The organism is Pontibacter sp. BAB1700 (genome assembly GCF_000277005.1).
GTDB classification, from domain to species: domain Bacteria; phylum Bacteroidota; class Bacteroidia; order Cytophagales; family Hymenobacteraceae; genus Pontibacter; species Pontibacter lucknowensis.
Genome location: NZ_AKIS01000006.1, coordinates 24,179 through 44,671, shown reverse-complemented (window position 1 = coordinate 44,671; position 20,493 = coordinate 24,179). Strand labels below are relative to the sequence as shown.

The following is a 20,493-nucleotide window of genomic DNA, read 5'->3' as shown; positions in this document are numbered from 1 at the left end:
CAAAAGTTTCCACAAGTGTTTAACAGAATTATTTAGTAAGTGTTCAGACTTTCCGGGCAAGCTCAAAACAGTTTTGAGCGAGACAAATGTGAGAGCTTTTTCGGTTTGAGAAAAACTATTTAGACGAATAGGGCAAATGCTGATTCAGACGCTGCTATTTTGACTTCAAACAGCCAGAAGCACATTCCTGATCAGATAAATCCAAATACAGGCATGTACAAAGGCGACTATATACCCAGTACTGTCCGCAGTCGGGCATAGCCACTCTTGCTCAGGGGAATACGCTCACCGTTGCGCAGCAGTGCCACGTGGCTGTCCTTCTCGAAGGGCTCGATGCGGGTGAGCTGCGACAGAGCCATGATATAGGAGCGATGCACCCGCACAAACTGCTTCAGATCAAGCGCTTTTTCGTAATAGCCCATCGTCTTTTTCTTAAGGAAAACGCCGTCGCGGGCATGGATTTTCACATAATCGTCGTAGGCCTCCAGGTATAGCACATCGGCCACTGGTATGATGCGGATGTTGTTGCCGGCTCTTACTACAATGCGATGCTGTTCTTCAGGTTGCTTGCCAGTAGCCTCCTCCAGCGCACTTGAGGCGGGTATAGCCTGTGCTGCTGCCTGGCTCTGCAGCCATTTGCGTATGGCGGCATCGAAGCGTTCTTTGCTGAAAGGCTTGAGCAGGTAGTCTACGGCATTAGTCTCAAAGGCCTTGATGGCGTACTCGTCAAAGGCGGTGGTAAAGATGACACCGGGGGCTTGCTCCACCAGCTCCAGCATCTCAAAGCCGTTGATCTTAGGCATCTGGATGTCAAGAAAGATCAGATCGGGCTGATGCTGCATGATGGCTTTCACACCCTCGAAGCCGTCCCCGCACTCCTGCACCACCTCCAGCTCAGGGTAGGCTTGCAGGTACTCGGCCACCATGCTGCGGGCCAACGGTTCATCATCTATTATCAGGCATTTTTTCATAGTGTTGGGGTATCTTGATGGTGGTTGTAAACTGATGGTCTTGTTGAGAGGTGCGCAGCAAGTCCTGCCGGGCGTAGAGCAGGTATAGCCTGCGCTGAATGGAGTCGAGTCCGAAGCCGGTGCCTTTGCGGGGCTGGCTTGTGGCTGGGTCATAGGGGTTCTGGGTGGTGATGGTCAGGTAGCCGTCCGCGGTAGTAGCCTTTACCTTGATAGTCGTCTCCCCCACCGTGTCGTAGAGTCCGAACTTGATGGCGTTTTCCACGACGGGCTGCAGCAGCAGGGCGGGCAGCTTCATGCTTTGACTTTCATCGGTGGCCTCTACCGCTACCTGTAGTCGATGCCCGAAGCGCACTTTTTCAATGTCCAGGTATAGCTGCAATTGCTTTAGCTCCTCTGCCAGGGGCACCAGCTGGCTGTTGTCCTTGCGCAAGGTGCCGCGCAAGAAGTCTGACAGCTGCTGCACCATGGTGCGGGCTTGCTCCGGCCGACTCACTACCAGGGCACTGATGGAGTTGAGGCTATTGAACAAAAAATGCGGCTGCAACTGCTGGCGCAGGTTATAGAGCTCGGCTTCGCGGGCCAGCTTCTCGGTGGCGGCTTTGCGCTTCTCAGCCTCCTGCAGTTGACGGGTATAGAACCACAGCCAGGTCAGGAGTAGCATAAGCAAGAGCATCAGCCAGCCAAATGCGATGCGCATCGGCAAGGTTTTATCGACAAAAGCCAGGTATGCGGTGGCTTCTGGCTGCATCTGACCCATTATAAAGTCAAACAGCAAGGTGCATATACCTGCCAAACCCAGACTCCAGCCCAGCAGAAATGCTCCCTGACGGATGCTCGGCTGATAGAATCGCAGGCCTGTACCTACAGCAAATCCACCCACAGCCAGTAGCACGTTCATCAGCAGGGCATCTGTCAGTATCAGGTTCAGGGCAAAGCCGGTTTGCCAAAGCACCAATACCAGCACCACCGACCAAAGCAAGGCCCAGCCCAGATAGAGCAGCATCAGCCGTACCTGCGATGCAACCCCCTCCATTAGTAACTCTTGATGTTGAGTCCGCCAAAGAGGGTGGTGCCTTTCAGGATGAGCACCTTATTGGGGTCATAGCCCTGTGGCATGGCAGGTCGCTTGTCGTCGATGCCGCCCAGGATGGCCACCATTTCGTCGGACTTGATTTGCCAGTGTGGGGGCACGATGAGGGTGGTTCCCCCAAAGATCTGGGTTGCCTCCAGCACGATCGGGTGTTGTATGTCGGCCTGCATCAGGTTCAGCTCCGTGCCTCCGAACACGCTCACCACTTCGCCGCCCTTGAAGTTCTTAGAGACGATGTTTTTTTTTTTATGCCTCCGAGTATCGCCACACTGTCCAGTTGATCTTCAGGCCCTCCTGCCGTATAACCCTGGTTACCGTCATATCCGCTGGAGGTATAAGCTTCGTTGCCGGTGTAGTCGGTGTAGCCACCAGGATAGCGCCGTTCACAGGGTCGGTATAGTATCCGGGAGTGTCTTCTGGTCTGGGGTTGGGGCCAGGGCCCACCTGGTTTTCCCAAGGGTTGCGCTTCTTTGGTTTCATGATCAGCCACAGCCCCAGACCGATGATCAGGATGGGCCAGAAGTACAGCTTCAGGTTAATATCGAGAAAGAAGTGCCTGTCAAGCAGAAACACGCCACCGATCACAATCAGCACCAGCCAGCTTGGTTTCTGGAAGGAATGCTTAAAGCCCAGAAACAGGCCCAGCGCGATCAGGAACATAGGCCAGGAAAACACCCAGCTTGGCAAAAAGAAGACGCCCATCTTGGCTGTTAGCAACAGCACCCCTACCATCAGGAGAAAAACGCCGGCCATTTTGCCGGAACCACCTCTATTATATTCTTGATTTTTCATGGTTTTATTTCGTTTAGTTTTAAGATCTGTACCAAAGGTATAAGATGCCCTTGCTCAATTCAATGGCTATTAGGTTACCCCCGGACAGAAGTCGGTAAACGGCCGGTTGGCGTCGGTAAACCAAGTTAGGTTTTATTCACCGAATGGCAAGGTATAGCAAAGCGCCTTATTTTGCCTTTCACATTTCGCAAATTATTATCTTTGCATACTATGGTTGAGAATATACAGAGAGTAGCACAAGAGATAGAGGCCGCGCAACTGACAAGCGCAGCCGAGTTGGAGCAATTCAGAATCGCTTACATTGGCCGCAAAGGCGCTATAGCCGCCCTTTTTGACGACCTCAAATCAGTGGCGCCCGAGCAGCGCCGCCAGGTAGGTCAGGAGCTAAACCAGCTCAAGAACCGCGCCCAAACCCGTTTTGACGAAGCACAGGAACAGCTGGCCAACGCGAACACTGGTTCTGAGGCTGAAAACGCTTTTGACTTTACGCTACCTCCTATACCTAACACTTTGGGCACCCGCCATCCGCTTTCGCTGGTACGTGCCGAGATCGTGCGCATTTTCGAGCGCATTGGCTTCAATGTGGCTGACGGACCGGAGATCGAGGACGACTGGCACAACTTTACGGCGCTGAACTTCCCGGAGAACCACCCTGCCCGCGAAATGCAGGACACTTTCTTCTTGAGCGAAGATCGTGACAAGCTGTTGCGTACCCATACCTCCAACGTGCAGGTGCGCCTGATGGAGAACAACCAGCCACCGCTGCGCAGCATCATGCCGGGTCGCGTATACCGCAACGAGGCCATTTCAGCCCGTGCGCACATGGTATTCCAGCAAGTGGAGGGCCTGTACGTAAACAAAGGCGTGAGCTTCAAAGACCTGAAAGAGACTTTGTATTACTTCGCCAAGGAGATGTTCGGACAGGACACCAAGATCCGTTTCCGCCCCTCGTTCTTCCCGTTCACGGAGCCGAGCGCAGAGATTGATATCTCCTGCCTGATCTGCAAAGGCGAGGGCTGTAACATCTGTAAGCAATCAGGTTGGGTAGAGATCGGCGGTGCCGGCATGGTAGACCCGAACGTGCTTAGCAACTGCGGCATCGATCCGGAGGTATACTCAGGCTTTGCCTTCGGTATGGGCATCGAGCGCATCACCATGCTCCGCTACCAGATCCGTGACCTGCGCCTGTTCACCGAAAACGACGTACGCTTCCTGCGCCAGTTCAAGGGGGTTATTTAATTCTGAATGAGTGATTGAGCGAATGAGTGAATGTTTTGTTTTAAAATATAGCAGAACATTCACTCATTCTTTTTAACAGACAACCAAGGCTATGAAATTTGAGAACATCAAAACGATAGGTATAGTAGGTGCCGGTACCATGGGGCAGGGTATTGCGCAGATCTGTGCGCAGGCAGGGTACAAAACCATTCTGTTCGACATCAATGCGCAGGTGCTCAGGAAAGCCGAAGCTACCACCGTTAAAAACCTCGATAAAGGGATAGAGCGCGGCAAGCTGACGGAAGCTGACAAACAGGCGGCCCTGGAGAACTTATCTTATACCGGTGATACGCTGCAGCTGAGCTGCGACGTTATCATTGAGGCTGTGGTAGAGCGCCTGGAGGTGAAGCAGAGCATTTTCAAAGATCTGGATGCCGTGAATACGCCTGATACGATCTTTGCCTCCAATACCTCGTCTATACCTATTACCCGCATCGCGGCAGGTATACCGCACCCGGAGCGGGTAGTGGGCATGCACTTCTTCAACCCGGCCCATATCATGAAGCTGGTGGAAGTGATCTCAGGAGCGGCCACTTCTCTGGAAGTAGCTGATACTATCCGTCAATTGGCCCTGAAGCTGGAGAAGAAGCCTGTAATGGCTAAAGACGCTCCTGGTTTTATTGTGAACCGGGTGGCTCGCCACTTTTATGTAGAGGGGCTCAAGCTGCTCGAAGAAGGTGTGACTGATGCTAAAGGTATAGATCGGCTCATGCAGGCCAGCGGCTTTAAGATGGGCCCCTTTGAACTGATGGACCTGATCGGCGTAGACACCAATTACTCTGTTACCTCCTCCATGTTTGAGGCTTTCCATTATGATCCGAAATTCAGACCGAGCCGCATACAGCAGCAGAAAGTGGACGCCGGCCACCATGGCCGCAAGTCTGGCAAAGGCTTCTACGACTATCAGTAAGCTCCTTTGCCTGCTGGCGTTGCTGCTGCTTACTTCCTGTGGCAGCGATAACCCAGGCCCAGGTATACCCAATGTACCTGTAAGCGAGCAGATCAATGTAAACAGCCAGCTGTATACGCGCCTGCGCCAGGATGGGGGCTATGTATACCTGAACTCCGGTTACAAGGGCATCATTGTGATCCGGCAGCATGCGAACCTATACCTGGCTTTTGAACGAGCCTGCCCCTATGACCCTACTGCGACTGCACCTTGCGGCCAGGTGGAGGCAGACCAGTCCAACCTGTTTATTGTGGACACTTGCTGCGGATCCCAGTTCAATTTTCAGGGAGGTGTGAATGCAGGTCCTGCTGTGTATGGCCTCCGACAATACCGCACCGCACTGAATGGCTCTCTGCTCTCCATTTTTAATTAAATTTTTCGGATTGATTCACAACCATTTACAACTTACTCGAAATATTTTTTAGCCCAGCACTTGCGTAGTAAGCTTAGGCGCCGTAATATTGCACCATCATTCGACGGTAGAGGCCGTCACTGAACATAAATAAGATTCCTCCTTAGCTCAGTTGGTTAGAGCACCTGACTGTTAATCAGGGGGTCCCTGGTTCGAGCCCAGGAGGGGGAGCTTAAAAAAAGCCACTTACGAATAAAATCGTTAAGTGGCTTTTTTTATTTCTCTTTAACTTCAGCTTCTAGCACGTCTTTTACATACAACTCCTGCACGATCACCATCAGCACGGCTAATATCGGGGCAGCCAATAGCAGTCCTAGCGCCCCTAGCAGCAAACCAAGCAACACCTGAAAGAACAGCAGCAGGGCCGGTGGCAGGTCTACTGTCTTCTTGAAAATGATGGGAGTCAGCACATAACTCTCCACCATCTGAATGCCGCCATAGATCAGAATCACATACAGCGCCATCTGCCCTCCTTCCATCAGACCGACGAGCACAGCAGGCACCCCTGCCAGCCATGGGCCAATGTTGGGCACAAACGCGAAAAGAAAAGCGATGAAGGCCAAAGCGAATGCCAGGGGTAACCCGATCAGACTATAGCCAATGGCGGTACTGATACCAATCATAGACATAGCCAGCAGCATAGCCACCACGCCATCCCCGTAGGGTACTGTAGCACTTATCCAGCACCTCCAGTATTCGTGTCCGCTTATGGACAGGGAACAGCTTCACCAGCCCATGTGTGTAGAGGGTCGGACTGGCGGCCAGGAACAAGGCTGTGATGACGACTATTACAAGATCGGCCAGGAACCCGAGTGTCGTATAAAAAGCGCCGGTAACCTGCGAGAAAAGATTCTCTTGTTTCGAGAGAGCACCTTCAAAGTTTTCAGGTAGCTTCTCCGCGACCCGCTCTCCCCAGCCTCGCTCACCCAGCCAGTTTCTCAGTTGCTCAATGGACTTAGGCAAGGTTTCCCGCATCTCGCCTACCTGCTCTGCTATAGTGGGTGCCAACAACCAAAAGGCCCCTATGATCAGACCGAAGAAAAGCAGCACGGACAGCAGTAGTGCCACCCACCGCTTCATTCCCGTTTTTTGGACAATCCACTCTGCCATACCACTGAAGAGCACGGCAAGCAGAATGCCTGAAAAGACCAGCAGAAAAAAGTAACCTTGGCTTATTAAAAGGTAAGCGATAAGAACCATTAAGACCCCTGCCGCAAACCGCTTAATGAAATTATAGAAATCTAGCATTAAGGAATTGACTCTTTATAAACATGAAAACACTTTCATGTGTTTACTCATACAGGGGGCCTTAGGTTAAGAAGCAGTCAGCAGCTTCCACAGCACCTCCCCCCTTATAAGCCAACCTTTTACTTAAAAAGCAAGTATCTGATATATATGACAATTTCGTCATATTACCGCAACCGCACTCTCTATAAGAGTGTTAGGCGCTGCGCTATAACCTAAACAAAATAAGACTATGAAAAATATAAGACTATACCTCCCCGTCCTTTTCGTCCTGATGGCAGTTACCATGAGTAGTTGCGAATTGATAGGAGACATCTTCAAAGCCGGTATGTGGACCGCGCTCATCATCATCGTTCTGATTGTGGCCCTGGTAGGCTGGCTGTTCAGCAGATTCAGACGATAAACGCAATACCTAACAAAAGAAAAGGGAGCCAATCGGCTCCCTTTTTGATTTCGATGGACTGCTCTATTTTGAATTAGTGCGTTTCGGCATCGTTCCCAGTATGTAGTCCCAGAGCGGAGAAGATACACCGTAAGCCACGTTCGGGTCTTTGTAGTGGTGAATACTATGGTGAATCCAAAGCTGCTTCAGGAAGTTCTTAGGCGGTGCGTATGCGTGCACGGCATAATGCACGAACAGGTATAGCGCATAACCAAACAGCAGCCCGGCCACTACACCGAATACAAACTGCCCGAAGATCAGCTTGAACACAAAGAAAAAGAACGAGGCGATGAACAAGCTGACAATCGGCGGCATAGCCAGGCGCTCTTTGTCTTTCGGGTACTCGTGGTGATTGCCGTGAAAGGTATACTGAATGCGCTCCTTCATCGGCGTATCGGTATCCATATGGAACACGAAGCGGTGCGCGCAGTATTCGATCAGTGAGAAGATAAGCCAGCCCAGCAGAAAGAAGCCGATCGCCTCCAGCACATTAATAAAGCTATACGTGATGCCATAGTAAATCAGCCCGATGGCAATGACGATAAAAATAGAAATAGGCAGTGCAATGTGTGTACGTGTCAGTCTTTCCAGCACAGGATTCTGGAATATCTGGGCTTGTCCTTTGTGATTGGGTTTCATAGTCAGATTTTGCTAAAAACGGATTTTTACCGCAAAATTAGTTAAATATTAGGTATCCCGTATGTATTTATCCGCTGCAACACATAAGCGGAAACGAGGAGTTTTTGTTATGGTTTAACTAACGATTCTAACCGTCCAATGTTATACCTTTTTCCCGATACCGTATACTTAGCCTGCTTGTAGAATACCAGACGTTCAGCTAATGTTTTGACTATGAAATCCTTTAGCTCTTCTTCGCTTTTCTGAGCCAGCAAGGGACGCTGGCTCAGGTTTGTCAAAAGCAGTCGTTGCGTGAGTTCTTCAGACGGCACGTCCAGAAAAATGCTCGTGCCGTGCTGGTTGATAAATGCCATGTTGTCGAAGAAGCAGGGTGTGCCGCCGCCAGTAGCCACCACAGCTTGCTCAAATTCCTGCACCACCGACTCCATCGCCTGCCGTTCCTTCTGTCGAAAGCCCTCATGCCCCCCTGCGGCAAACAGCTGCGCAATGCTGCAGCCTTCCCTTTGCTCAAGGTACTCGTCGAGGTCCACGAAGGTATAGCCCAGCCGCTCAGCCAGCTGTCGACCCAAAGTGGTCTTGCCAGCCCCCATCATACCGATCAGGAAAATGCGTTGCGTGCTCAAAGCTAAGGTATAGTGCTTTTACAGCAAGCTCACCAGCTCCGACACATCTGGTGTGTCGTTGTGGTGCCACATGCCTTTTACGGTGCCGTCCTGCAGCAGCATGGTGCCGGGGTTGGCACGCATCATGGTTTTGAGTACAGTGCCGTCGCCGAAGAAGTACGGAGCAGCCAGACCCACCTCGTGGCGGAAGGCCTCAAACTCCTGACGGCCGGAGGAAGTGATGACTACAGGCGTTATACCCTGTTGCTCGGCTTCCTGCACCAGCTTGCTTATTTCCTCGATGTTGCTGCGATTGGCTTTCTCTACATTGTGCACGATCACCAGCAGCTTGTTGCCGCTGAGGATTTCCTGCGTAAAGTCACCCTGATCGTTCCATACGTTGAAGTCGGTGATCTTCGGACCATCCTCCGGATTCACCGCTACCATCTCCTTGAAGGTATAGGCTTCATCCATCGGGTACTCCTCAAACTCCTCCTCTTCTCCATCTTTCACCATCACATACTTGTAGCGTAGCGGTGCTGAAGGTTTCATCAGGGCCGGAATGTTATTGCCTATTTTATAAGCGCGGAAATCGACATAAGGCAGATGCTCATAAGCGTACCAGCCGATGCCAACCGAAATTAAAGCGGTAAGGGCTGTTACGGCCGCTCCTACTTTAGGCTGCACCAGTGGCTGCAGGTGTCTGCGGTAAAAGAGCAGCCACACAATCATCACCAGCAGCACGATGTCTTTGGTGAACGACTCCCAGGGCGTGAGCTTGATGGCATCGCCGAAGCAGCCGCAGTCGGTTACTTTGTTGAAGTAGGCCGAGTAGAAGGTGAGGAAGGTGAAGAAAACGATCATGGCCAGCAGCAGCCATAGTACCTCTTTGAGCTTCCAGCGGATAAGCAGCGCCACACCCAGCACGATCTCAGCCGCACTCAGGAAGATGGAAAGAAACAGCGCCGCCGGCACCAGTGATAGAAATACGGGTGAAATATCGTGGGCGAATACTTCAAAGTACTCCTCCAGTTTAATGGCTGTACCTACCGGATCGTTGATCTTGATCAGGCCCGAGAAAATAAACAGGACTCCTACAAAAAGCCAGAAAAATTTGGTGATGTATCGCATTTGAGTTTGAGAGTTTAAGAGTTTGGGAGTTTAGGGAATCACAATAACCGGATCACCCGCACACCCCGCTATCTTCCATTTCAGCGTTTTGTCATTCCGAACACGCCCGAGACGTGAGTCGAAGGGGGCGAGCGTAGCTCAGAGAAATCTGAAACTGTCTCACATAACAGAGCTTCAGATCTCTCCTATCGTCAAGATGACATACTTGTGTGCATCTAATTTATACCTTACTTCACCGTTTCCGCAAACCCCGACTTGATCAGCGCGAACACGGCGTAGTTGATCATGTCGCGGTAGTTGGCTTCCACGCCTTCCGAGATCAGGGTCTGGCCTTCGTTGTCTTCGATCTGCTTGGTGCGGTAGAGCTTCATCAGGATGATATCGGTGATGGAGCTCACGCGCATGTCGCGCCAGGCCTCGCCGTAGTCGTGGTTCTTGGCGTTGAGCAGCTTTATGTTTTCCTCAATGTGCTCCGTATACATGCGCTCCACTTCCTCTGCCGAAAGCGTTAGCTCGTCACTCTCCTGCAGGCCCAGTTGCATCAAGGCGATCACGCAGTAGTTGATGATGCCCACAAACTCGTCCCGGATATCGTCCTCCACCATTTGCCTGCCCTTCTCCTGTATGGAGCGGATGCGCTGCGCCTTGATAAAGATCTGGTCGGTGATGGACGGCAGTCGCAGCACGCGCCAGGCGGTGCCGTAGTCTTTGGTCTTCTTGACGAAGGTATCTTTGCAGCGGTTTACTACCTGATTATATTCCTGGAGTGTTTGACTAATCAACTTTTTAGCTTTAATTTTAAACGATTGACAGATACGCCAACATTGGAATCGAAAGATAAGTTTTTTCGAAAGAAAAGTACACTTAACTGCCGCGGAAAAATCCTTTCGCTGGATAAGCCGCTGGTCATGGGCATCCTCAATGTTACACCTGACTCTTTCTATGCAGGCAGCCGCCTGAGCTCTCCCGACGAAGTTGTTCAACGAGCCAAAAGCATGCTGGAAGACGGAGCTGACATTCTTGACCTGGGAGGTTACTCTTCCCGGCCGGGCGCTGCGGATGTTTCAACAGCCGAAGAACTGGATAGAGTTATACCTGCCATTGAGGCCATCATGCAGGCTTTTCCGGGAGCTGTGATTTCCGTGGATACCTTCCGGGCCGAAGTAGCTGAGGCCAGTATAAAGGCGGGTGCTTCCATCATCAACGATATTTCGGGCGGCAACCTCGACGAGGCCATGTTCGAAACGGTGGCGCAAATGCAGGTGCCTTACATCCTGATGCACATGCGCGGCACGCCGCAGACCATGAACAGCCTCACGGACTACCAGGACCTTGTGCTGGATGTGCTGGACGAGCTGCAGGTCAAGGTGGCGCAGTTAAAAAGCTTAGGTGTGAACGACATCATCTTAGACCCTGGCTTTGGTTTTGCCAAGACTGTGGATCAGAACTTTGAGCTAATGCACCGACTTGAGGAACTACGTGTACTTGAGCTACCGTTATTAGTGGGAGTATCCCGCAAGTCCATGACCTACAAATACCTGGGCATTGACCAATCTGAAGCACTGGCCGGCACAATAGCACTCAATACCATCGCGTTAGGAAAAGGTGCCGACATTTTGCGGGTGCACGACGTAAAAGAAACAAAACAGACTATCCAACTATACACGAAAGTAACGCATTGATTCCTTTATTTACAGTAGGCTTTTTGGAAATTGAGCTGCTGGATGTGCTTGACATCCTGCTCGTCACGGTATTGCTTTACCAGCTCTATAAACTTCTGACTGGTAGTGTGGCGCTTAAGATTTTCCTGGGCCTGCTCTCCGTATACCTGCTATACCTGGTGGTAAGGGCCGCAGGCATGGAGCTCCTCAGCATCATCCTCGGCCAGTTTATGGGAGTGGGTGTACTCGCAGCCATCATTGTATTCCAGCCCGAGATCCGGCGCTTCCTTTTGCTGATCGGCAAAACCACCGCCTTCAACAATGACCGACTTTTCCGTGGTTTCCCATGGCGCCGCGATCAGGTGGAGAAGCTCAGCCTCACCCCCTTTATTGAAGCCTCTAAATCACTTGCCGCCAAAAATACCGGTGCACTGATCGTATTTGCCAAAAGCTCCGAATTGAAATACTACGCTGAATCGGGTGACCTGATCGATGCCGTGATTTCTAAGCGACTGTTGATGTCGATCTTTAACAAGACGAGTCCGCTGCACGATGGCGCTGTGATCATTTCGGGCAATCGCATCAAAGCGGCCCGTTGCATTTTGCCTGTAACGGAGAACAACGAGATACCCGCCTCCATGGGTCTTCGACACCGTGCTGCCATCGGCCTTACGGAAGTAACCGACAGTGTGGTGCTGGTCGTATCCGAAGAAACAGGCCAGATCGCGCTGGTACGCAATGCCGAGGTATTCCGCAACCTTTCCTCTGCCGACCTGCGCGTGAAACTCAACCAGTTCCTGTTCGACACAGACCAGAAGCCAGCCGCTGTTCCAGCTCCTGCAGAGAAATCGGTGAGTGCAGCGTAAGGTATAAGCCTATAACGATAGCAAAGCCAGTCCTTGGGGACTGGCTTTTTTTATTGCCATGGGCTCAGAAGCTATACCTGTTACGTACCTGCAGCCAGGGTTACATGGTGGGCACGCACCACAAAGTGTGGAAATATTTCCCCATCACCCTGTGCTCTTCCACAGTTTGCGAAACCCATACAAAACACACAACCAGTTAATAAACAGTGCATTATGCAATTTAAATGGTTCTGGCACGGTTATGCCAATAGGGCTATGCGCAACAAATGTTAATCGAACTAAACTAACATAACATGAAAAAAGCAACTTTTTTAGCAGCCGCCATTGCCTTACTTGGTTTTACATCTATCGATGCGAACGCACAAGCTACACAGGCTGCTGAGCAAGCACAGACGCAAACTCAGAACGACAATAGAGAAAAAGTTACCAAAGATCAGCTTCCAGCCCCTGTAAAGGCGGTATTGGATCACGAAGCTTACAAAGAGTGGACTGTAGGCGATATCTACAAAGTGAAGCCAGCTGAAGGTGACGCGAACGCAAAAGTTGTTTACGAAATCGCCCTGACAAACAAAGAAGGCCAGACTGGCACGATCACCCTTGATGAACAAGGCCAGGACGCTTCTAAAGAACAAGAATAGCCAAAGCGTACTTAAAGAAACTATACTTAGAACTATGGAAAAGGGCCTCCGCTAAGCGGAGGCTTTTTTGCGTCTATGCTTTTTCTCTTCTTTTCCAGAATACCCAGTAGGCCAGCAGGCCAAAAACGGGCACTACCCAGAGCACGACCATCCAGAGCAGGCGCTCCGTTAGGTTATAATTTGTCTTAAAGATCAGGTGCAGCAGCGAGAGCACCACCAGTATATAGTAGGCAGCTACCAGCAGGAAGATAGAGCCAAAGAAAGGGTCGTTTCCGATAAAACAGAAGAACATAAAGTTAGCTTAATGTTGAGAAGGGTTCGACTTATCCGAAAAGGATCTGACTGACAAACCAGGCCAGATAAGCCAGCGCCGGGGCGCAGAGCAGCAGTACCATACCCAGGTTCACGCGTACCCACTGCGGGTTGAGCATCATACTCAGGTAGGCTTCCGCTGAAAGCAGAATAGAAAAGTAAAACGTGATCTGGAGCAGTGTACCCGTCAGGTTTACCTCACCCCGTATACCTGCCGTGACATAAGCCAGAAATGAAATAACCAGCCAGGCCAGCACGGTGCCGAGCAGCAACTGACCAGCCTTTATTTTGACATTATTCATAGGTAGAGCAGGTATTTGGATCCTGATAATGACAAGGTAATAAAAAACAGCCACTCCCCCAACGGAAGCGGCTGTTTCTATACCTTGATATAGTTGCAATCTTACTTGATCACGCCAAGCTCGCGACCAACCTCTGTGAATGCGGCGATACACTTGTCGATGTGAACGCGGTCGTGCACCGCGGAAAGCTGCACACGGATACGGGCTTGCCCTTTTGGAACAACCGGATAGTAAAATCCGATCACGTAAATGCCTTTGTCGAGCATGCGGGCCGCGAACTCCTGCGCCAGCGGTGCATCGTATAGCATCACAGGCACAATCGGGTGGTCGCCCGGCTTGATGTCGAAGCCAGCGGCTGTGATTTGCTCACGGAAGTACTTTGTGTTCCACTCCAGTTTGTCGCGCAGTTCAGTAGTAGAGCTAAGCATATCGAGTACCGCAATGGAAGCACCCACGATAGATGGAGCCAGTGAGTTAGAGAACAGGTACGGACGGGAGCGCTGACGTAGCATGTCTATGATCTCTTTCTTGCCAGACGTGAAACCGCCCATGGCACCGCCCAGTGCTTTGCCTAGCGTACCGGTGATGATGTCCACTTTGTCCATCACGTTGTGGTACTCGTGCGTACCACGGCCCGTTTTGCCCATAAAGCCTGTAGAGTGCGAATCGTCTACCATCAGCACAGCCTGGTACTTATCAGCCAACTCCACGATCTGGTCGAGTTGCGCCACGGTACCATCCATAGAGAAGGCCCCATCTGTTACGATGATGCGGTGCTTGGTGCCGGCATTCACGGCCTCCTGCAGCTTTGCCTCCAGGTCTTCCATGTTGTTGTGCTCGTAGCGGAAACGCTGGGCTTTGCACAGACGAATACCGTCGATGATAGAAGCGTGGTTCAGCGCATCCGATATAATCGCCGACTCGGCATCGAACAAAGGTTCGAACACACCACCGTTCGCATCGAAAGCCGCTGCGTAAAGAATGGTGTCTTCGGTGCCCAGGAATTCAGACAGCTTTTGCTCCAGCTCTTTGTGGATATCCTGCGTGCCGCAGATAAAGCGTACAGAGCTCATGCCATAACCGTGCGTATCGATAGCATGCTTGGCTGCCTCGATCACCTTTGGGTGAGCCGACAGGCCCAGGTAGTTGTTGGCGCAGAAGTTCAGCACATGCTGCATCTGAGTCGTATCGATATCAGCTCCCTGCGGAGTGGTGATGATACGTTCCTGCTTATACAAACCAGCTTCCTTGATCTCGGCAAGCTGTTTTTCCAAATCTGGTTTTAACGTTTCGTACATGGGTTATCTTCGTTAAGCTGTTACTTGTTTTATTTTGTTAGTCAGGTATAGCACCTGCTCTTTGTTATTCTTCCGTTTTGGGTGGCGGACGACGGATAATAGGCCGCGGCCGCGGTGGCTTTGGTTTTTCCGGTTGTGGCTCAGGTATAGGCGGCTCTCCAGTTGCTGCCTCAGGCTTGTCCGTTGCTGCCTCAGGCTTGTCCGTTGCTGGCTTACCTCCCTCCTGCTGCTCTTCTGCTTTTGGCTCTGATTCTGCTGCAGGAGCCGGCGGTGTCGGCCGCCTGATGATCGGGCGCGGACGAGGCGGTTTGGCTGGCGGCGCAGCACTTGGTTCGGCTTCCGGTGTATTTTGCTCTGCTCCTGTTGTTGGTGCCTCTGGCACTGCACCTGCTGCTGGTGATTTCGCTGCTGATTCTTCCGATGATACGTTTGCAGTAGCGTCAGGTATAGCAGTGTCGTCCGCTGCAGGTCTTGCTTCCTCTGACTTCGCTTCCGGAGCAGCCGGTTTGGTTAAGGCAGCCGGGCGTTTGATGACAGGCCGTGGCCTTGGCGGTTTCGGAGCATCTTCGGCAGCAGGCTGTGGCGGGTTATCCGTGCCTGCTGGTGCTGTCTCTGCAGCGGCAGGCTTATCTTCTGTACCTGGAGCCAGCTGTTCTTCCGCAGCCTTTTGCAAGGCAGTTGGCCTTTTGATCACTGGCCTTGGGCGTGGTGGCTTTGAAGCTTCTGCAGCTGCTTCGTTTGCAGGTGCTATACCTTCGGCTGGCTTTTCCGGAGCAGGTTGCGCTTCTCCTTGTATCGGCTTTTGCAACGCGGCAGGCCGTTTAATCACAGGCCTCGGACGGGCAGCAGGCTTGACAGATTCAGCTGCTGCTTCTGAAGTAGCGGAAAGCTCAGGTATAGCTTTGGTATCCTGCTCCTGGTTAGTTGGCTGATCTTCTGGTTTTGCAAGGGCGGCCGGGCGCTTGATCACTGGTCTGGTACGTGGTACTGGTGGTTTAGCGGCCTCTTCTGCCGGTTTATTTGCAGTTGTGGCTTCCTCTCCTTCTACAGGTGGTTTTAAGGCAGCAGGCGCCGCACCACGGGCCTTGGCTTAGGAGCTGCAGCAGGTATAACTGGCTTTTCCTCAATTGTTTCCTGTGGAACATCAGGTGCGGCAGGTATAGCGGCAGGGCTTTCGGCTTCAGGCTTTGGAACTGGAGCGGCAGCTCGTCGGGCTGCCGGTCGTGGAGCAGCCGTAGTGGCCGGCTTCGGCACGTCCTCTTCACGCAGGTGGTAGCGCAGCCGTACATTGTTGAGCACCATTTTCACGGCCACATAGAAGCTGTTGGGATGCATTTGCGCATACATGCTCTCCCAGGCCTGGTACCGGGCCGGGTCTTCTGCAGCAAAGGCTTCCTTATTTATCCGCTTTTTTACGAGGTACTCTTCAAACGTCATAGTGCGCTGACCGTGTGCTATACCTGCAAAGGTACGGAAACAGGCCTGAATCGTGTTTAATATTCGCTTTATAGGCCTGCCATACTCACTGCAGCGGCCTTTTGCTCAACAAATATAAGAAAATCGCACTCCTGAAACAGGCTGGCATTATTTCTATTTTACCATTGCATTACTTAATCATTAAATCTGCAAGCGGCTATTTCAGTACCCAATCAGCCGCTATACCTTTGGTTCGTGGTGAAAGTATTAGGTTAAGATTAATTTAGTGAGCATGAAGCGCTTGCCTTTGGCAGGCGTTTTCTATTTAAACCTGTCCCCTTCCTCAATGCGCTTATACTCAGGAGCATTGGGATTCTTGTTCTTATCCTTTCAGGATTGCCCTGAAATCGGTTACTTTGTACAAAAATTTACTCTGACTATGGCAAACACAAGTGACACGGTATTGGTGATTGGCGCCTGCGGACAACTTGGCTCTGAACTCACCCTGGAGCTCCGCAACATGTATGGCGGTTCTAATGTAGTGGCAGCCGATATCGCGGCTCCTAAGCAGGCTGACCTCCGCGACTCAGGCCCATTTGAGAAGGTGGATGTACTGGACACAAACGTACTGGCCGAACTGGCCTCCAAATATAAATTCAAGCAGATCTACCACTTGGCAGCGGTGCTATCCGCCACAGGTGAGCGCAACCCTAAGTTCGCCTGGAAACTGAACATGGAAGGACTGTTCAATGTGCTGGACCTGTCGCTGGAGCACAAGGTGCAGAAGGTATACTGGCCAAGCTCTATTGCCGTGTTCGGCCCGAACACCCCGCGCCAGAACACACCGCAGCACACCATCATGGACCCGAATACAGTGTATGGCGTGAGCAAGCAGGCCGGCGAGCGCTGGTGTGAGTACTATTTCCAGAAGTATGGCCTCGATGTACGTAGTCTCCGCTACCCTGGCCTGATTGGTTACAAAGCACTGCCAGGCGGTGGCACCACCGACTACGCCGTGGACATTTACCACAAAGCCTTGGAAGGCGAGACATACGAGTGCTTCCTGAGCGAAGACACCTACTTGCCGATGATGTACATGCCGGATGCTTTGAAGGCAACGCTGGACCTGATGCATGCGCCGGCTGAGCAGGTAAAGATCCGTGACTCTTACAACCTGAGCGCAATGAGCTTCTCTCCGAAAGAGATCACCGAATCGATCCGCAAGTTTATACCTGAATTCGATACTACGTACAAGCCCGACTACCGTCAGCAGATCGCTGACTCGTGGCCGCAGAGCATCGACGACAGCACTGCCCAGCAGGACTGGGGCTGGAAACCTGCCTACGACCTCGATGCCATGACTGAGGACATGCTACTGAACCTCAAGAAGATGAAAGAAGAGCAAACGCTTGCCTAGGTATAAGTTTCTGATTTAATGGAAAGGAGACTTACGAACGGAGGACTGATCCGGCCATTGAGCTTTAAGTAAGATCTTCCTGAAGTCTTATAATACGATATGAATAACCGAAAACGGGTGGTGCAAAAGCACCACCCGTTTTTTATTTCAAAATCAACATCCTGTATACCAGTCAGCTACATTTGAGCACCTCTATTCAGAACAATTTTTATTCATACTTATACCTTAAACTATTCAACATGGCATAATATTTGGTTTCGACTATATATACTTAACCAAATCATCTATATGAAACTAAAACTACTAGCCTTTCCTGCTGCCTGGCCGCGGCTTTCACAGCGCAGGCGCAGATTGTGGTGGATACCCCATCTGAAAGCAAAACTTATAAGCCAACTACTGGCGACATTACTACTGAAGTCAGTGTCAATCTGGAATATGGCACGTTCCTGAACGGTGGCCAGCTGCGCGTCCGTAAGTTTACGGCCGAAAATAAGGCGCTGCGACTAGGCACCAGTCTGGACTACACCTATAGCAAAATGGATGCTGAGGTCTATAGCTCTACTTTCGGCATTAGCCTGGTACCAGGTATAGAAAGGCACTTTGGCGGCACGAACAGGCTTTCGCCTTATATCGGAGTTGAGTTGCCGATTGGTTTCAGAACATCGAAGTATGAAACGGACCACTACACTGTAAAGGGATCGACAGCTTATAACAGTTCAGCGGATCGAGCCAATTTCAACATAGGCTTGAACGGTCTGGCAGGTGTCGACTATTATGTTGCGCCACGTTTTTACGTGGGATTCGAACTTGGTGCAGGCGTGCGCTATAACAAATACAACGACATTGAAACCACCTTCAAAAGAGATTTACCTAACTCTTCGCAGGAACTGGAAGGCTATCACAGCATCAGCTTCTCCCCTTTCTCAACCGGAGGCATACGCCTTGGTTTTGTATTTTAATAAAAATTAAAGATTAGCTACACTTATACAATCAGCCGCCAGCATCTTGTTGGCGGCTGTTTTCTTATTCAGCAGTTAACCTATATTTTGCACAAAACGTCTATAAGTTACAGAAGCATAGTCGCAGGGCCTGGCAAGCATGCGACGACCCAAAACACAAGATCATGACTGTAACTGATATAAATGACGATAAGCTAAGGCAGCTGATATTTGAAAAAGAAAGAGTAATCGTAAAATTCACTGACCCGGCTTGCCCGGTCTGCAAACAGCTTTCCCCTTCTTTTCGAAAGTTCTCCACGGAACCACAATACAGCAGCATCACCTTTGCGCGCATGAGCGCCAGCGAGAATCCAGTATCCAGTCAGGAGGTCAAGCTCACGGGCACGCCATTTTTCGCTTCTTACCTAAAAGGAACAATTCAGGAGTGCGGCATTGTTGACACCGAAGAAGGCATTCGCGCTATGCTGTCCCGGCTTTTACAACCAGCTAGTCAGGAAACCAGATAATAACACATCGGGTCGAGCACGGACAATGGACAAATGCCCTTAACTTGCGCCATAATTTAGAAGGCTATACCGCGTGTTCCGACTCACTACCCTACAGCTTGTTTTTATTTTGTTTGTACTCAACAGCCTGCTTGCATTTCAGGCATGCTCCAGTACTGCTCGCATGAACACTACTGCCCCAGCGGCTACTGTGTCAAATGCGCCTGTTTATAAGCCGAAGCTCTCCTCTGTCAGTATACCTGTTTCCATCCCATTGGCTACTATCGAAGACAAGCTGAACCAGGAAATCCAGGGCGCCCTTTACAAAGATGACAACCTGGACGATGACAACCTGATGGTGACCGTGCTCAAGAAGGGCCGCATGACCATCCGGGCCGATAAGGACAAACTCTACTTTAGTGTGCCGCTGCAGGTATACGCCAAGGGGCGCTGGCAGTGGGAGCCCTGCAAGGCCTGCCCGTCGTTCAGCAAGACCGAGGCTACTTCTTTCGACATGGTCGTGCGCACTGAGAGCCGCTTTGGCCTGACCGATGACTACAAAGTAAACACCATTACCAGCGGCAATTTTGAGTGGGGCGATACCAAGCCTTATATCAACCTGGGTCCGCTTAAGATCGGCTTGGCCCGTTTTATAGAGCCCGCCATGAAGCAGCAGATGAACACCATCGCCCGCCAGCTGGACAAAGAAATCCAAAGCCGTCTGAACCTGCGCCAGTACGTAGCCAACACCTGGGTGCAGCTGCAGCAGCCTGTGAAGCTGGACGACAACCTCAATGCCTGGCTCACCGTGAATCCGCAAGAGGTGCGCATGGCTCCGCTATACGCTCAGAACGGCAGTTTGCATACCCGCATCGGCATCAGCTCTTTTATACAGGTGAGCACTGACGGCAAGCCACAAACAGAAGTAAACAAGAACCTGCCCCGCCTGATCATCGACAGCAGAATGAGTGACGACATTCAGATTGGTCTGACCGCTACCGTCCCTTATGCCCATGCAAGCAGTCTGATGCAGCAGCAAGTAGCTAACCAAACCTATACCTTCGACGAGGGCAAAAGCCAGCTTACCGTAAAAGACGCCGCCATCACCCCAAGTGGCGAGCAGTTGGTACTGATGCTGGACGTGGACGGCAAAACAAAGGCCGGGCTCTTCACTAAAAAACTGGTAGGCAAGCTATACCTGCGCGGCACACCTTACTACGATGCCCAAACTGCCTCTATCAGGCTGCGTGACGTGGACTATGACCTCGACACCAGGGACATGCTGTTGAATACGGCCAATTGGCTGGCCAAGAACAAGTTCAAGGAGATGATTCAAAGCCAGGTGAACATACCGGTGCAAAGCCAGCTGACTGATGTGCGCAACATGCTGCAGCATACGCTGAACCAGTCAGCTCGCTTGCACGAGTCGGTACTGCTGCGTGGGGCTGTCAGTGAGTTGGCGCTTGAGAATATTTACCTGGGTCCTACAGGTATACAGGCTGTTGTCAATGCCAGAGGTAGCCTTACCGCCACGATTGATAAGCTATAGCATTTCCAACCTAACATTTCCCGCTGTCGTATCAAAAAG

26 protein-coding genes and 1 tRNA gene are annotated in these 20,493 nt (G+C 51.2%); 12 read left to right on the top strand and 15 right to left on the bottom strand.

Going from position 1 to position 20,493, the window contains the following annotated elements; genetic code table 11:
- Positions 1-227: 227 nt before the first annotated feature.
- Genes O71_RS00880 through O71_RS21260 form a run of 4 tightly spaced genes read right to left on the bottom strand, consistent with a single transcriptional unit; the run spans position 228 to position 2,853 of the window.
- The gene (locus O71_RS00880; protein WP_007652310.1) at positions 228-971 is read right to left on the bottom strand and encodes a LytTR family DNA-binding domain-containing protein; all 744 of its coding nucleotides are present in this window, start codon (positions 969-971) and stop codon (positions 228-230) included.
- Entirely contained in the window at positions 946-2,004 is a 1,059-nt protein-coding gene (locus tag O71_RS00875) for a sensor histidine kinase (RefSeq protein WP_007652309.1), read from the bottom strand. The genes O71_RS00880 and O71_RS00875 overlap by 26 nt, the downstream gene beginning before the upstream one ends.
- The gene (locus O71_RS00870) at positions 2,004-2,264 is read right to left on the bottom strand and encodes a hypothetical protein (RefSeq protein ID WP_155800410.1); all 261 of its coding nucleotides are present in this window, start codon (positions 2,262-2,264) and stop codon (positions 2,004-2,006) included. Before O71_RS00870 ends, O71_RS00875 begins: the two co-directional genes overlap by 1 nt.
- Positions 2,265-2,307: 43 nt before the next feature.
- Positions 2,308-2,853, bottom strand: coding sequence for a LiaI-LiaF-like domain-containing protein (locus O71_RS21260; RefSeq protein ID WP_051017663.1), 546 nt, complete (start codon positions 2,851-2,853; stop codon positions 2,308-2,310).
- Positions 2,854-3,063: 210 nt separating this feature from the next.
- Here O71_RS21260 and pheS point away from each other — a divergent pair, with 210 nt between their 5' ends.
- The 4 genes from pheS (at position 3,064) to O71_RS00845 (ending at position 5,663) form a co-directional block, all read left to right on the top strand.
- A complete protein-coding gene (gene pheS, locus O71_RS00860; protein WP_007652308.1) occupies positions 3,064-4,092 on the top strand; it encodes a phenylalanine--tRNA ligase subunit alpha in 1,029 nt (342 codons plus the stop codon).
- Positions 4,093-4,183: 91 nt separating this feature from the next.
- On the top strand, positions 4,184-5,041 hold the full coding sequence (locus O71_RS00855) for a 3-hydroxyacyl-CoA dehydrogenase NAD-binding domain-containing protein (RefSeq protein WP_007652307.1): 858 nt from the start codon (positions 4,184-4,186) through the stop codon (positions 5,039-5,041).
- On the top strand, positions 5,001-5,453 hold the full coding sequence (locus O71_RS00850; RefSeq protein ID WP_237717647.1) for a hypothetical protein: 453 nt from the start codon (positions 5,001-5,003) through the stop codon (positions 5,451-5,453). Before O71_RS00855 ends, O71_RS00850 begins: the two co-directional genes overlap by 41 nt.
- Before the next feature lie 136 nt (positions 5,454-5,589).
- Positions 5,590-5,663: transfer RNA gene (locus tag O71_RS00845), tRNA-Asn, on the top strand.
- Positions 5,664-5,707: 44 nt separating this feature from the next.
- On the opposite strand, the gene O71_RS26210 is transcribed toward O71_RS00845, so the two are convergent.
- Together O71_RS26210 and O71_RS26205 are read right to left on the bottom strand one after the other, a co-directional pair.
- Positions 5,708-6,121 carry an AI-2E family transporter gene (locus O71_RS26210; RefSeq protein ID WP_192811617.1) on the bottom strand — a complete coding sequence of 138 codons (414 nt, stop codon included), beginning with the start codon at positions 6,119-6,121 and terminating at the stop codon, positions 5,708-5,710.
- Positions 6,084-6,692 carry an AI-2E family transporter gene (locus tag O71_RS26205; protein ID WP_255345325.1) on the bottom strand — a complete coding sequence of 203 codons (609 nt, stop codon included), beginning with the start codon at positions 6,690-6,692 and terminating at the stop codon, positions 6,084-6,086. Before O71_RS26205 ends, O71_RS26210 begins: the two co-directional genes overlap by 38 nt.
- Positions 6,693-6,969: 277 nt before the next feature.
- Here O71_RS26205 and O71_RS24190 point away from each other — a divergent pair, with 277 nt between their 5' ends.
- The gene (locus tag O71_RS24190; protein WP_007652305.1) at positions 6,970-7,140 is read left to right on the top strand and encodes a hypothetical protein; all 171 of its coding nucleotides are present in this window, start codon (positions 6,970-6,972) and stop codon (positions 7,138-7,140) included.
- A gap of 63 nt (positions 7,141-7,203) precedes the next feature.
- Here O71_RS24190 and O71_RS00835 read toward each other — a convergent pair whose 3' ends face one another.
- From O71_RS00835 to O71_RS00820, 4 genes are all read right to left on the bottom strand, one after another.
- A complete protein-coding gene (locus O71_RS00835; protein ID WP_007652304.1) occupies positions 7,204-7,818 on the bottom strand; it encodes a sterol desaturase family protein in 615 nt (204 codons plus the stop codon).
- A gap of 107 nt (positions 7,819-7,925) precedes the next feature.
- Positions 7,926-8,441, bottom strand: coding sequence for a shikimate kinase (locus O71_RS00830; protein WP_007652303.1), 516 nt, complete (start codon positions 8,439-8,441; stop codon positions 7,926-7,928).
- 18 nt (positions 8,442-8,459) lie between these two features.
- Positions 8,460-9,551 (bottom strand): BT_3928 family protein, encoded by a 1,092-nt coding sequence (locus O71_RS00825; protein WP_007652302.1) that lies wholly within the window; start codon positions 9,549-9,551, stop codon positions 8,460-8,462.
- A gap of 227 nt (positions 9,552-9,778) precedes the next feature.
- Positions 9,779-10,333: a DUF1599 domain-containing protein gene (locus O71_RS00820; RefSeq protein ID WP_007652301.1), complete on the bottom strand. Its 555-nt coding sequence runs from the start codon at positions 10,331-10,333 to the stop codon at positions 9,779-9,781.
- Positions 10,334-10,375: 42 nt separating this feature from the next.
- Between O71_RS00820 and folP the strand changes: the two genes are divergently transcribed.
- The 3 genes from folP (at position 10,376) to O71_RS00805 (ending at position 12,716) form a co-directional block, all read left to right on the top strand.
- On the top strand, positions 10,376-11,233 hold the full coding sequence (folP, locus tag O71_RS00815) for a dihydropteroate synthase (protein WP_007652300.1): 858 nt from the start codon (positions 10,376-10,378) through the stop codon (positions 11,231-11,233).
- Entirely contained in the window at positions 11,230-12,078 is an 849-nt protein-coding gene (cdaA, locus tag O71_RS00810; RefSeq protein WP_007652295.1) for a diadenylate cyclase CdaA, read from the top strand. The genes folP and cdaA overlap by 4 nt, the downstream gene beginning before the upstream one ends.
- Before the next feature lie 293 nt (positions 12,079-12,371).
- A complete protein-coding gene (locus O71_RS00805; protein WP_007652294.1) occupies positions 12,372-12,716 on the top strand; it encodes a hypothetical protein in 345 nt (114 codons plus the stop codon).
- Positions 12,717-12,789: 73 nt separating this feature from the next.
- Here O71_RS00805 and O71_RS00800 read toward each other — a convergent pair whose 3' ends face one another.
- The 5 genes from O71_RS00800 to O71_RS00780 form a co-directional block, all read right to left on the bottom strand.
- Positions 12,790-13,008, bottom strand: coding sequence for a PLDc N-terminal domain-containing protein (locus O71_RS00800; RefSeq protein WP_007652292.1), 219 nt, complete (start codon positions 13,006-13,008; stop codon positions 12,790-12,792).
- Between the two features lie 31 nt (positions 13,009-13,039).
- Complete coding sequence (locus O71_RS00795; protein ID WP_007652290.1) at positions 13,040-13,330, bottom strand: hypothetical protein; 291 nt, start codon at positions 13,328-13,330, stop codon at positions 13,040-13,042.
- A gap of 101 nt (positions 13,331-13,431) precedes the next feature.
- Positions 13,432-14,628, bottom strand: coding sequence for a glycine C-acetyltransferase (kbl, locus tag O71_RS00790; protein WP_007652288.1), 1,197 nt, complete (start codon positions 14,626-14,628; stop codon positions 13,432-13,434).
- A 64-nt stretch (positions 14,629-14,692) separates the two neighbouring features.
- Positions 14,693-15,598 carry a hypothetical protein gene (locus O71_RS21245; RefSeq protein ID WP_007652286.1) on the bottom strand — a complete coding sequence of 302 codons (906 nt, stop codon included), beginning with the start codon at positions 15,596-15,598 and terminating at the stop codon, positions 14,693-14,695.
- 86 nt (positions 15,599-15,684) lie between these two features.
- Positions 15,685-16,065, bottom strand: coding sequence for a hypothetical protein (locus O71_RS00780; RefSeq protein WP_007652279.1), 381 nt, complete (start codon positions 16,063-16,065; stop codon positions 15,685-15,687).
- A gap of 418 nt (positions 16,066-16,483) precedes the next feature.
- Here O71_RS00780 and O71_RS00775 point away from each other — a divergent pair, with 418 nt between their 5' ends.
- The 4 genes from O71_RS00775 to O71_RS00760 all read left to right on the top strand — a co-directional run bounded on the left by O71_RS00775 (position 16,484) and on the right by O71_RS00760 (position 20,454).
- Positions 16,484-17,461, top strand: coding sequence for an NAD-dependent epimerase/dehydratase family protein (locus O71_RS00775; RefSeq protein ID WP_007652278.1), 978 nt, complete (start codon positions 16,484-16,486; stop codon positions 17,459-17,461).
- Positions 17,462-17,814: 353 nt separating this feature from the next.
- Positions 17,815-18,420 (top strand): BT1926 family outer membrane beta-barrel protein, encoded by a 606-nt coding sequence (locus tag O71_RS00770; protein WP_007652277.1) that lies wholly within the window; start codon positions 17,815-17,817, stop codon positions 18,418-18,420.
- A gap of 164 nt (positions 18,421-18,584) precedes the next feature.
- Complete coding sequence (locus O71_RS00765) at positions 18,585-18,926, top strand: thioredoxin domain-containing protein (protein ID WP_007652276.1); 342 nt, start codon at positions 18,585-18,587, stop codon at positions 18,924-18,926.
- A 163-nt stretch (positions 18,927-19,089) separates the two neighbouring features.
- Positions 19,090-20,454, top strand: a complete 1,365-nt coding sequence (locus O71_RS00760; RefSeq protein ID WP_237717645.1) for a DUF4403 family protein — start codon at positions 19,090-19,092, stop codon at positions 20,452-20,454.
- Positions 20,455-20,493 lie beyond the last annotated feature (39 nt).

What these genes read in the sequence shown, in the direction of transcription:
- O71_RS00880 (WP_007652310.1), bottom strand. Translation starts at nt 971, where the DNA reads ATGAAAAAATGCCTGATAATAGATGATGAACCGTTGGCCCGCAGCATG.
- O71_RS00875 (WP_007652309.1), bottom strand. Translation starts at nt 2,004, where the DNA reads ATGGAGGGGGTTGCATCGCAGGTACGGCTGATGCTGCTCTATCTGGGC.
- O71_RS21260 (WP_051017663.1), bottom strand. Translation starts at nt 2,853, where the DNA reads ATGAAAAATCAAGAATATAATAGAGGTGGTTCCGGCAAAATGGCCGGC.
- pheS (WP_007652308.1), top strand. Translation starts at nt 3,064, where the DNA reads ATGGTTGAGAATATACAGAGAGTAGCACAAGAGATAGAGGCCGCGCAA.
- O71_RS00855 (WP_007652307.1), top strand. Translation starts at nt 4,184, where the DNA reads ATGAAATTTGAGAACATCAAAACGATAGGTATAGTAGGTGCCGGTACC.
- O71_RS00850 (WP_237717647.1), top strand. Translation starts at nt 5,001, where the DNA reads ATGGCCGCAAGTCTGGCAAAGGCTTCTACGACTATCAGTAAGCTCCTT.
- O71_RS26210 (WP_192811617.1), bottom strand. Translation starts at nt 6,121, where the DNA reads ATGTCTATGATTGGTATCAGTACCGCCATTGGCTATAGTCTGATCGGG.
- O71_RS26205 (WP_255345325.1), bottom strand. Translation starts at nt 6,692, where the DNA reads ATGGTTCTTATCGCTTACCTTTTAATAAGCCAAGGTTACTTTTTTCTG.
- O71_RS24190 (WP_007652305.1), top strand. Translation starts at nt 6,970, where the DNA reads ATGAAAAATATAAGACTATACCTCCCCGTCCTTTTCGTCCTGATGGCA.
- O71_RS00835 (WP_007652304.1), bottom strand. Translation starts at nt 7,818, where the DNA reads ATGAAACCCAATCACAAAGGACAAGCCCAGATATTCCAGAATCCTGTG.
- O71_RS00825 (WP_007652302.1), bottom strand. Translation starts at nt 9,551, where the DNA reads ATGCGATACATCACCAAATTTTTCTGGCTTTTTGTAGGAGTCCTGTTT.
- O71_RS00805 (WP_007652294.1), top strand. Translation starts at nt 12,372, where the DNA reads ATGAAAAAAGCAACTTTTTTAGCAGCCGCCATTGCCTTACTTGGTTTT.
- O71_RS00800 (WP_007652292.1), bottom strand. Translation starts at nt 13,008, where the DNA reads ATGTTCTTCTGTTTTATCGGAAACGACCCTTTCTTTGGCTCTATCTTC.
- O71_RS00795 (WP_007652290.1), bottom strand. Translation starts at nt 13,330, where the DNA reads ATGAATAATGTCAAAATAAAGGCTGGTCAGTTGCTGCTCGGCACCGTG.
- kbl (WP_007652288.1), bottom strand. Translation starts at nt 14,628, where the DNA reads ATGTACGAAACGTTAAAACCAGATTTGGAAAAACAGCTTGCCGAGATC.
- O71_RS00780 (WP_007652279.1), bottom strand. Translation starts at nt 16,065, where the DNA reads ATGACGTTTGAAGAGTACCTCGTAAAAAAGCGGATAAATAAGGAAGCC.
- O71_RS00775 (WP_007652278.1), top strand. Translation starts at nt 16,484, where the DNA reads ATGGCAAACACAAGTGACACGGTATTGGTGATTGGCGCCTGCGGACAA.
- O71_RS00765 (WP_007652276.1), top strand. Translation starts at nt 18,585, where the DNA reads ATGACTGTAACTGATATAAATGACGATAAGCTAAGGCAGCTGATATTT.
- O71_RS00760 (WP_237717645.1), top strand. Translation starts at nt 19,090, where the DNA reads ATGAACACTACTGCCCCAGCGGCTACTGTGTCAAATGCGCCTGTTTAT.